The organism is Nocardia sp. NPDC087230, assembly GCF_044744725.1.
Classification (GTDB): domain Bacteria; phylum Actinomycetota; class Actinomycetes; order Mycobacteriales; family Mycobacteriaceae; genus Nocardia; species Nocardia canadensis.
The window spans coordinates 55,773-65,614 of record NZ_JBIUYV010000018.1 but is presented as its reverse complement, the minus strand read 5'-3'; the positions used below and the strand labels follow the sequence as shown (position 1 = coordinate 65,614).

General features: G+C 69.1%; 10 protein-coding genes. 1 reads left to right on the top strand and 9 read right to left on the bottom strand.

The genetic code is table 11. The features are described from left to right. The 4 genes from ACIO52_RS31780 to ACIO52_RS31765 all read right to left on the bottom strand — a co-directional run. A partial coding sequence (locus tag ACIO52_RS31780) for an acyl-CoA dehydrogenase family protein (protein WP_218717801.1) occupies positions 1 to 1,277 on the bottom strand: 1,277 nt, incomplete at its 3' end. Positions 1,278 to 1,493: 216 nt separating this feature from the next. After that, positions 1,494 to 2,714, bottom strand: a complete 1,221-nt coding sequence (locus ACIO52_RS31775) for a TetR/AcrR family transcriptional regulator (protein WP_402649045.1) — start codon at positions 2,712 to 2,714, stop codon at positions 1,494 to 1,496. Between the two features lie 31 nt (positions 2,715 to 2,745). Beyond that, positions 2,746 to 3,663, bottom strand: a complete 918-nt coding sequence (locus ACIO52_RS31770) for an alpha/beta hydrolase (protein WP_402649042.1) — start codon at positions 3,661 to 3,663, stop codon at positions 2,746 to 2,748. Further along, complete coding sequence (locus tag ACIO52_RS31765; RefSeq protein WP_218717804.1) at positions 3,660 to 5,054, bottom strand: NAD(P)/FAD-dependent oxidoreductase; 1,395 nt, start codon at positions 5,052 to 5,054, stop codon at positions 3,660 to 3,662. Before ACIO52_RS31765 ends, ACIO52_RS31770 begins: the two co-directional genes overlap by 4 nt. A gap of 98 nt (positions 5,055 to 5,152) precedes the next feature. Between ACIO52_RS31765 and ACIO52_RS31760 the strand changes: the two genes are divergently transcribed. Further along, entirely contained in the window at positions 5,153 to 5,803 is a 651-nt protein-coding gene (locus ACIO52_RS31760) for a TetR/AcrR family transcriptional regulator (RefSeq protein ID WP_218717805.1), read from the top strand. A gap of 186 nt (positions 5,804 to 5,989) precedes the next feature. On the opposite strand, the gene ACIO52_RS31755 is transcribed toward ACIO52_RS31760, so the two are convergent. The 5 genes from ACIO52_RS31755 to ACIO52_RS31735 all read right to left on the bottom strand — a co-directional run bounded on the left by ACIO52_RS31755 (position 5,990) and on the right by ACIO52_RS31735 (position 9,684). Further along, a complete protein-coding gene (locus ACIO52_RS31755; protein WP_402649039.1) occupies positions 5,990 to 6,391 on the bottom strand; it encodes a hypothetical protein in 402 nt (133 codons plus the stop codon). A 156-nt stretch (positions 6,392 to 6,547) separates the two neighbouring features. Further along, entirely contained in the window at positions 6,548 to 6,877 is a 330-nt protein-coding gene (locus tag ACIO52_RS31750) for a hypothetical protein (protein WP_402649036.1), read from the bottom strand. Beyond that, positions 6,868 to 7,941 carry a magnesium and cobalt transport protein CorA gene (locus ACIO52_RS31745; RefSeq protein WP_402649033.1) on the bottom strand — a complete coding sequence of 358 codons (1,074 nt, stop codon included), beginning with the start codon at positions 7,939 to 7,941 and terminating at the stop codon, positions 6,868 to 6,870. Before ACIO52_RS31745 ends, ACIO52_RS31750 begins: the two co-directional genes overlap by 10 nt. A 50-nt stretch (positions 7,942 to 7,991) precedes the next feature. Then, positions 7,992 to 8,270, bottom strand: coding sequence for a hypothetical protein (locus ACIO52_RS31740; RefSeq protein WP_402649030.1), 279 nt, complete (start codon positions 8,268 to 8,270; stop codon positions 7,992 to 7,994). An 85-nt stretch (positions 8,271 to 8,355) separates the two neighbouring features. Then, positions 8,356 to 9,684, bottom strand: a complete 1,329-nt coding sequence (locus tag ACIO52_RS31735) for a cytochrome P450 (RefSeq protein ID WP_402649027.1) — start codon at positions 9,682 to 9,684, stop codon at positions 8,356 to 8,358. Positions 9,685 to 9,842: the final 158 nt, after the last annotated feature.

Here is a 9,842-nt window from a genome sequence, read left to right as displayed (position 1 = left end):
CCGGAGCCACCGAAGGTCTGCAGCGAGTCGGTCAGGTACTGGTAGGCGCGCTCGGAGCCGACACCCTTGACGATCGGCAGCAGCAGGTCGTTCACCCGCGCGGCCAGTTCGGCGTCGGCGCCCGAAACGTGCTGGGCGACTTCGGGATCCTGATGCGCGGCGGTGAACAGGTACACCGAACGCAGGCCCTCGGCGTAGGCCTTCTGCATGAGCAGCGAACGGCGCACGTCGGGGTGGTGCAGGATCGTGACGCGGGGCGCGGTCTTGTCGGCCATCCGGGTCAGGTCGGCGCCCTGGACGCGGGTCTTGGCGTACTCGAGGGCGTTGAGGTACCCCGTCGACAGCGTCGCGATGGCCTTGGTGCCGACCATCATGCGAGCGTTCTCGATGACCTCGAACATCTGCGCGATGCCGTTGTGCGCGTCACCGACGAGCCAGCCCTTGGCGGGCACGCCGTGGCCGCCGAAGGTGAGCTCACAGGTGGCCGAGGCCTTCAGACCCATCTTGTGCTCGACGTTGGTGACGAACACGCCGTTGCGGTCGCCGAGTTCGCCGGTGGCGGAGTCGAAATGGAACTTCGGCACGAAGAACAGCGACAGGCCCTTGGTGCCGGGGCCGGCGCCTTCCGGACGGGCGAGCACCAGGTGCACGATGTTGCCGAACAGATCGTCGGAGTCGGCGGAGGTGATGAACCGCTTCACACCGTCGATGTGCCAGGAGCCGTCCTCCTGCGCGATCGCCTTGGTGCGGCCCGCGCCGACGTCGGAGCCTGCGTCGGGTTCGGTCAGCACCATGGTGGCGCCCCAGCCGCGCTCGACGATGATGCGGGCCCATTCGCGTTGCAGGTCGTTGCCGACGCGGTCGAGGATGTCGGCCATCACCGGACCCATGCTGTACATGTGCGCGGCAGGCTGGGCGCCGAGGACGAACTCGGTGACCGCCCATTCCAGGATGGCCGGGGCGGCGACGCCGCCGAGCGACTCGGCCTTACCCAGCCGCCACCACTCCGCGTCGTACCAGGCGCGGACGGCGCGCTTGAACGATTCCGGCAGCGAGACCGTGTGTGTGGCCGGGTCGAACGTGGGCGGGTTGCGGTCGGCGTCGGCGTACGGTGCCGCGACCGGGCCCTCGGCGAGCCGGGCCGCCTCGCTGAGCACCGAGCGCGCGGTGTCGGCATCCATATCACCGAAAGTGCCTGCGGCGAGGATGGTGTCGAGTCCGTACACCTCGAACAGGTTGAACTCGAGGTCTCGCACGTTGCTCTTGTAATGACTCACGAACGTTGCCTTCTCGGTGGGCCGGGGACGCGCCGCGTCCGGGGGAACAGGGGAGCGGCGGTGCGGCTCCCGCGGCACACTGTGCGGCACGGCTCGGCGGTCGGCAACGATAAGTGAACGGAGCCTAAAACGAGGTCGGGCGAGGTGGCCGGGTCCAGCGGCTGGTGATCGGCCGTCGATGGCCGGGAGGACAGGGCCCGGGAGTGGCGTGAATCACTATCGGGGCCGGGTGAGGTCGAGCGGGACGGCCTGGATCCGTTCGGCCACCGTGACCAGGACGTCGACCAGATCCGGGCGCGCGGCCAGCCGTGGGTTGCGGACCGCTTCGATGACCACCGTGGTCGCCGCGCGGATGAGCATGCGCGCCACCGGTGGTGCCACTTCCGGACGCTGGGTCCGCAGCATCCGGGCCCAGCGGCCGATCCCGTCCTGACGCACCTGCCGGTACCGGCGTTCGGCCGCCGTCGGCAGATACCGGGTCTGGCTGACCGTGATGGCGAGCAGGTCGGGTTCGTCGACGCCGAACCGGGCGAAGTTGCGGGTCAGGGTCCGCAGCGCTTCCCCGGGATCGCGGCCGTGCGACAGCGCGCGCGAGACCAGCAGGTGCACCCACTCGTCGTGTCGGCGCACGATCTCGTCGAGCAGCTGAGCCTTGCTGTCGAAGTAGTGATAGACGGCGGGGCCGGTGATGCCGACGGCCGCACCGATGTCGTCGATGCTCACCCCGGGGTAGCCGCGGGCGGTGAACAGGTGCGCGGCCGCGGCGAGCAGGCGTTCGCGACGCACCGTGCGGTCGAGTCCGGGACGGTCGCTGGCCGCCCAGTGCGCGCGAACGTGCGCCGCGCCTGCCCCGGACGCGGGGAGCTCCACGGCCAGAACCGCCCGCACGGTCGCGACGAGAATTCGCGCCGCGACCGGCGGGGGCAGCTCGAGCCGGTGATAGGCCGGGCTCGCCGCGACCGAGAAGGCCGCCCAGCTCAGCAGTTCCACGTCGGCGGGCCGCAGATCCGGTCGTTGCGCCCGCAGGGTCCGGCGCAGGAACTCCGTGATCCGGGCGGCCCGCAGGAGCACCGCGATCCGGTCGGTCGGGTGCAGATGGCGGAACTCGAGCTGCCACAGCCGGGGCAGGCCACGCCGGTCCAGCGCCACCTGGACCAGTTCGACGACCACCGTGTCACCGGCGGGGCACCGCCGGTAGGCACCCTCGAGCCGGGCCAGCGCGTCGTCCAATCCGGCGAGCAGACACTGTCCGAGCAGATGCTGCTTGCTGTCGAAGTGCCGGTAGAGCGCGCCGGGAGAAATGCCCACCCGCGCGGCGACCATCGCCATCGACGTGTCGTGATACCCGTCGTGCGCGAACGCGTCGAACGCGGCGGCGAGGATGATCGTGCGACGATTGCGCGGTCGCGTGCGGCGGGTGGTCACCTCGGATCTCATCCCCCTCAGTGTGCCCGCACGATGGGTCCGGCTAGGGAAGGGATACTCCTTCGCCGAGCGGGGCCGTCGGCACATGCCGCCGCAGGAAGTCGAGCTGATCGGCGACGACGCGATCGAAGGCCGCACCGCGGTAGATGTCGAAGTGTCCGTCCCGATAGGTGCGGATTTCGCCTCGAGGCGCGCGGGCGGCGTAGCGCAGAGTGGGCCCGGCCGGGGCGACCGAGTCGGTCTCGCACACCGAGAACAGGATCGGGACCTGGACATCGGGGGTGAGACGACCGGGCCGGTCGGTGAGGATATCGAGCACCACGCGCGCGGCGACCTCGTTACGGAAGTCCATGCCGGGCGGGACCAGGCCCAGATAGCCGGGTTCGGCGTCGGGAGCGCTCATCAGCGCCGTGCTGTGGACGGGCCCGGCGGTGGCGATCATGTGTGGCGCGCGTCCGAGTCGGGTGCCGACGACATCGCGCAGCCAGGCGACGGTCGCCTTCACCGAGCTGATCACAGGGACCGCCAGGGTGGAGGCCACGCCGTCGGTGAACGGGCACTGCGCGATCGCGGCCACGAGACCGGGGGGACGTTGCGCGGCGGTGTAGATGACATGCCCGCCGCCGAAGGAGGTGCCCCAGGCGATGATTCGCTCACCGTCCACCTGAGGCAGCTGCCGTGCGAAGGTGAGTGCGGCGGCCCAGTCGGCGCGTTGTTCGGTGGTCGAGAGCAGGTGCCGGGGTGTGCCGTCGCTGTCGCCGAAATACCGGTAGTCGAACACCAGACACGCGTAGCCCGCGGCCGTGAACCGTTCGGCATAGGCGGCCAGACCCATTGCCCGGACCGCGCCGAGGCCGTGCGCCATCACGATCACGGGCGGCCGCTCGCCCTCGGGCAGGTACAGCGTCGCGGCGCAGCGTTCGCCGGCCACGGAGGGAAATCGCAGGATTTCGCTGCTCATCGCGGCGTCACCTCGAGCTCGCGTTCGCGGCGCGCCGACACGGACGCGGTCGGGTAATCGGCACTCGACATCCCGGCGGGGCGGGCGGCGCCGCGGCGGCGCTCCAGGCGCAGATCGCGCATGTAATCGTCGAAATCGACCTGGATGGTGTGCCGCTTGGACGCCACATAGCGACGTTCCAGTCCCCGACGATGCGCGGTGATCTCCCGCTCCATCGCCCGGCGGTCGGGCAGGTGGTAGACGCCGTGCAGGTGATCGGCCACGAGATGGGCCTGGCGTTCGGCGATCGGCATGATGGCGCCCAACGGCTGGATCAGGCCGAGGAAGTACAGACCGGGGACGTCCGGATGGAAGAGCCTGCGGTACAGGCCGATCCGGTTGTCGCCGGAGGGGTCGAGGAAACCGGGGTCGAAGAACGGGAAGCTGATCTTGTAGCCGGTGCAGAACACCACCAGATCCGCGGCGACGCGGCGGCCGTCGGCGAAGACGACCTCGTCGCCGTCGAACCGGTCGATGGTGGGTACCGGTGTGATCGCGCCGTGCGCCAGCCGATCCAGGATGCGGCTCGACATCGTCGGATGTGCCTGGGCGAATTTGTGATCCGGTGCGGGCAGGCCGTATCGCGTCATCGGTCCGGTGGCCGCGGCCATCAGTCGCCGGGCCAAGGGCCAGCGCAGGAAGGAGGGGATCCATTCCGCTCCGCCGATCTGGTCATAGGGTCGCCCCCAGACGTATTTCGGGATGACGTGGACGCCGCTGCGGGCCGAGAGATAGGTCTGTGCCGCGTGATACGAGGCGTCGACGGCGATATCCATCGCCGAGTTACCCATGCCGAGTACGACGACGCGCTTGCCTGCCAGCTGCGCTTCGTCGGTATATGCGTGGGAGTGCATGATCTGTCCGCGGAATTCACTCGCGCCGGGAAACATCGGCTCGGGCAGGCGAGGATCCCAGTGGTGGCCGTTGGCGACGAGAACCGCGTCGTAGCAGACGATCTCGCCGGTCGACAGGGTGACGTCGAAGGTGCCGTCGGTTTGTGGGGCGACATGGGTGACGCCGGTGCGGAACCGGATCCGCTCGCCGAATCCGAAATGCGTGACGTAGTCGGCGAAGTACTGCGCGATCTGATCGTGGCGGGCGAAGTCGGGCAGGTGAGCGGGCATCGGGAAGTCGCTGAACTCCATCCGTTGCCGCGAGGTGTTGATGTGCAGTGACTTGTACGCCGCCGAGACGCCGTTGCTGTTGCCCCACACCCAGTTGCCGCCGACCCGGTCGGACAGCTCGTAACAGTCCACGTCCAGGCCGCGTTCGGCCAGCACCTTCACCGCGGCGATGCCGGCCGAGCCCGCACCGATCACGCACACCCGGGCGCCCTTGGAGGGGTCGAACATGTTGCACACTCCTTTGTGACCAGTGGTCATATGACCACTGGTCACTGTACGATCGAGTGGTCGCACCGTCAAGAGCCCGCGGGCAGAGGAGATCAGTGATGCCGACAGGGACATGGGACCGGCTCGCGCCCGCCCGCCGCGCCGCGGTGGTGGCGGCCGCCGAGGCCGAGTTCGCCGCGCGGGGGTTCAGCGGCGGCAGTCTCAACACGATCTGCCGGGAGGCGGGCGTCGCCAAGGGCAGCCTGTTCCAGTACTTCACCGACAAGGCGGACATGTATGTCTACCTGGCCGAACAGTCCAGTGAACGGATCCGCTCGACCATCGAGGCGGCCGCGGCCGAACTGCCATGGGACACCGATTTCGTCGGCTCGTTCGAGAAGCTGGTGGAGACCTGGGTGCGGTACTTCTACGGGCATCCGCTCGAGCGAGCCATGACCGCCGCCACCAACCTCGAACCCGACCCGGTCGCCCGTACGGCGGTTCGTGAGGCCGTCAACCGGCATTACCTGGCGGTCCTGCGTCCCCTCATCGAACGCGCGGTGGACACCGGGGTGATCCGCCGTGATGCCGACATCGATGCCCTGCTGGCGCTGCTGCTGCTGATGCTTCCGCATCTGGCCCTGGCCCCGCACGTCCAGGGGCTGGATCCGCTACTCGGCCTGGCCGATGGGGGCGCCGATCATGCGGTGAGCGTCGCGTTGACGCTGGTCACGACGGTTCTCGAGCCATTTCGGATCAACCCGACGTGAGTCTCTCGCGGGTGGGGCCGAGGGGCGGTGGATCGGGTCGAGCCGGGACACCGCCGCGGTCTCCTCAGCCGGTTCGATGTCGCGGGACGTCACCACCTGACCGCCCGACGGCAATGGGCGAAGCGCCCGCAGGCAATCTGCCAGGTGGGCGCTTCGCCGGGCAGGGCCGATCTGGCCTCGGCGGGGTCAGGCCGCGTCGAGGGCGGCGGTGATCTTGTGGAGCATCGCGGTCACGGCAGGGCTGGGCCGGCGGTTGGTGAACTGGGTGGCGGATTCGGTCGCGGTCAGCACGGTGTCGCGGAAGTTCTCGGCTTCGGCCGGGTGGTGCGCGCCGAGCAGGCGCATGGCCGCCGTGAGGCTCGGCAGCACCTGGTCGGCGAGTTCGGCGACGGACTTGCCGTGCAGGTGAATGTCTGCGGACTTGGCCGCGAGCACATGCCCGACCAGTCCGGTCGCCGAGGTGAGTGCGATCGTGCCGTGCGAGATCGCCTTGTGCGGCGCGCCCGCGGCCGCCAGCAGCGACACGGCGCCGTAGGCCGCGGTGCGCAGGGTGCTGTTGTCCTGGTCGGTCAGCGTGATGATGGACATGTCGGGTGCTCCTCGAAATCGGTGGTGGCGCCGATCGAAACGATGCCGGTCGGTGTGTTCGATGTGCACAACTGTCGCCGGACCGCCTGATACCGAGCTGACGTCGGCCTGACACCGCCGCTGACACCGCGAGGAGGCGATCGGCCCGGCCGAGGCTCAGGTGTCGACGTTCGCCGTCGTACCCGTGCGCGAACTCGTCACCTGTCGGAGCGCGACTCGATGGCGAGATCGACGCGCGCGGCCAGGGCGTCCAGCACCGCGACCTGAGCGGGCGGGAACCTCGATCCGCATGATCGCGTCGCCGTCGAAGGTGAACACGAAGAACGAGCAGCAGCTCGATTCCCGCGCGGCGAGCTCACGCGCCGTGGTTTCGGCCCCGGCCGACAGCGACAGCTCGAGCCGCGTCGGCGCCGGACGCCGCCCGCTCTCGACGTGCTCGGCGAAGAATCGGTCGAACTCGGCGACTCGTAGTCCCGTCAGAGCCACCTGATCCGGCGGAACACCACTACCAGTGCCGAGCACACGATCGCCATGGTGGCCAAGACCACGGGATAGCCCCAGCCCTGTTTCAGCTCCGGCATGTAGTCGAAGTTCATTCCGTAGATGCCGGCGATCATCGTGGGCACCGCCAGGATCGCCACGAACGCCGAGATCCGGCGCATGTCGGCGTTCTGCTGGACGGCGATCTTGGCCACCGCCGCGTTCACCAACGCGGTCAGCGACTCGTCGAGGTCGTTGATCCGCTCGGTGACACCGGTGTGGTGATCGGCCACGTCGCGCAGGTAGCGGCGAATCTCCTTCGGCAACGGCGCCTCGGGGCGGGTCAGCAGCTGCAACGGTTGCCCCAAGGGGCTCACCGCCCGCCGCAATTCCACGATCTCGCGCTTGAGCTGATAGATCGATTCGATCGGCAACCGGCTGCGCGGGGTGAACAACTCCTCCTCGATCTGGTCGACGTCGTATTCCACCGACTGGGCGACGGCGATGTAGGAGTCGACCACGTGATCGGTGATCGCGTGCAGCACCGCACCCGACCCCCGCGCGAGACGCTGCGGGTCCGTTTCCAGCCGCTGCCGGACATCGGCGAGCCCGGAATGTTCACCGCGCCGGACCGCGACCACGAAATCGGGTGCGGTGAACACCATGATCTCCCCGGTCTGCACGATCTCGCTCACCGTCGCCATGTCGTGCTCGACATAGGCGACCGTGCGCATCACCGTGACCAACGTGTCGTCGTAGCGCTCCAGCTTCGGCCGCTGGTTGCCCCTCACCGCGTCCTCGACCGCCAGCGAGTGCAGACCGAACGTCCCCGCGATCTCACTCATCTGCCGGGCATCGGGTTCGAACAACCCCACCCAGACGAACCCCTCGCCTCGACGCCGTACCTCCGCCAGCGCCGCGGCCGGGGTGCACCGACCGGGCAGGCGCCGCCCGTCCACATAGACACCGCAATCGACGATCGCCCGCGCCGTCGGTACGGCCGGTTTCGGCACGATCCGCGCCGGAGCGCGTCGGGAACGTCGAAAACGGAACTGCGGAGCTGATGACACCGCACCGATCCTACGGAGTCGCCAGGGCTGTCCGGCGGGCGACGAATCGGCTATCCGTGCGGCTGGCCCGGGTCGTAGCCGGGGCAGCCGGGGTACGGGCGGGGCAGGTCGGGCTTGGCGCCGAAGCACACGCTGTTCGGGTCGGTCGGATCGTAGGAATCGCCCTCTCGGTGGTTGCCGGTCGGCAGCGGGACGGTGCTGGTGGAGCCGGTGGGGGTGGTGGTGGGTGGGGTCGTCGTGCTGGTCGGCACCGGGTCGGACGCGCGCGAGCAACCGGCCCCGAGGAGCGCGAAGGCGAGCACGGAAGTGGCGAGCAGGGTGCGGTTCACAACAGTCCCTTCCTCGGAGATCGCCGCCGCCGATGAACGGCCAGCACACTTCCGGCAACACTACTGTGGCCGGCCGTCGCTCTCGTCAGCGGGGCAGCAGGGTGATGCGCGCGTTGTCGGCCGGACTCAAACCGGTGTGATAGCGCCGCGGCGGCTCGATGGGGCCCTCGATCGGGGCGATGCGGCGATGTTCGAGCACTGTGCGGAACAGGATGCGCGCCTCGGCCAGGGCGAACTGCGCACCGAGGCAGCGGTGCGCGCCCGCGCCGAAGGTGAGCCAGGTGCTGGTGCTCGGCCGCTGGTCGAGGAAGCGCTCGGGGCGGAAGGTCATCGGGTCCGGGTAGTGGTGCTCGGATTCGTGGATCAGCAGGATCGGCACGATGACGATCGCGCCCTGCGGGATGGTGATGCCGTTGATCTCGGTGTCGCGCAACGCCCGTCGGCCGGTGAACGGCGAGACGGGACGCAGGCGCATGACTTCGGCGACCACCGCGTCGAGGTAGGCGTCCAGGCGCGCGCCGTCACCGGTGTCGACAGCGGTGTCGACCTCGGCCATGGCGCCGGGATGGGCGGCCAGCATGGCGGCGATCCAGCCGAGGGTGATGGCGGTGGTCTCGTAGGCGCCCAGCAGGATTCCGCGCATATTGCGGGCCAGCGCGGGATCGTCGTGCTGGTCGAGATCGGTGCCGATGTAGCGCGAGAGCACGTCGCGGCGCTCGGTCGCGCGCTCGGGGGCGGCCCGGCGGGCGGTGATCTCCTCGACGATGACGGCGTCGACCTCGCGCTGGGCACGGCGCAGCGGCGGATAGGGGATGGTCAGGCCGCCGAGGAACGGGGTGATCAGGGTGACGGCGAGGAATCCGCGGCTCTCGATCTCGCCGAACCACGCGCCGACCGCGTTCTTCAGCCGGTCCCGGCGCTCGGGCGCGACCTCGCCGAAGACGACACCGAGCAGCACGCCGATGGCGAGGTCGTAGCCGGCGGTCAGGAATTCGAAGGACTCACCCACCGGCCACTTCGGCAGTTCTCGTTCGACCACCTCGACCATCAGGTCCTCGTAGGAACGCAGTGCGGCGGTTTGGAACGGCGGCGCGAAATGCTTGCGCTCGCGACGGTGCTCGTTACCGTCGAGGAAGATCATCGTCTGCTTGCCGAACATCACGTCGTGACTCGAGAAGCGGCTCAGCACCTGACCGATGGAGAAGTCGTCGTGATTGGCGAACAGCGCGCGCACATCGCCGGGTTCGTGGGTGACCAGCATCGTGGGAAATCCCGGCGGATCGACGACGAACCGCTCGCCGAATTCCCGCAGCGGGGAACTCTGGGTGCCCGGGCGCAGCAGTGTGCCCAGCTCGCCGAGCCGGCGCAGGGGTAGTCGGGGCAGGTCGCGCAGCGAGATCGGGGTCTGTGACACTCCGCCATCCTCACCGCGAAATTGCCGTTGTGCCATGCGGTGTCGGAAATTCGATGCCCCCAATTATCGGGGCTCACCATGCCGTGGTCGATGTTCACGACTCCCGCTGCACGCTCGCGCGGCCGCTATTGTGGGCGCAGTCAGTGGGTTCCACGGTC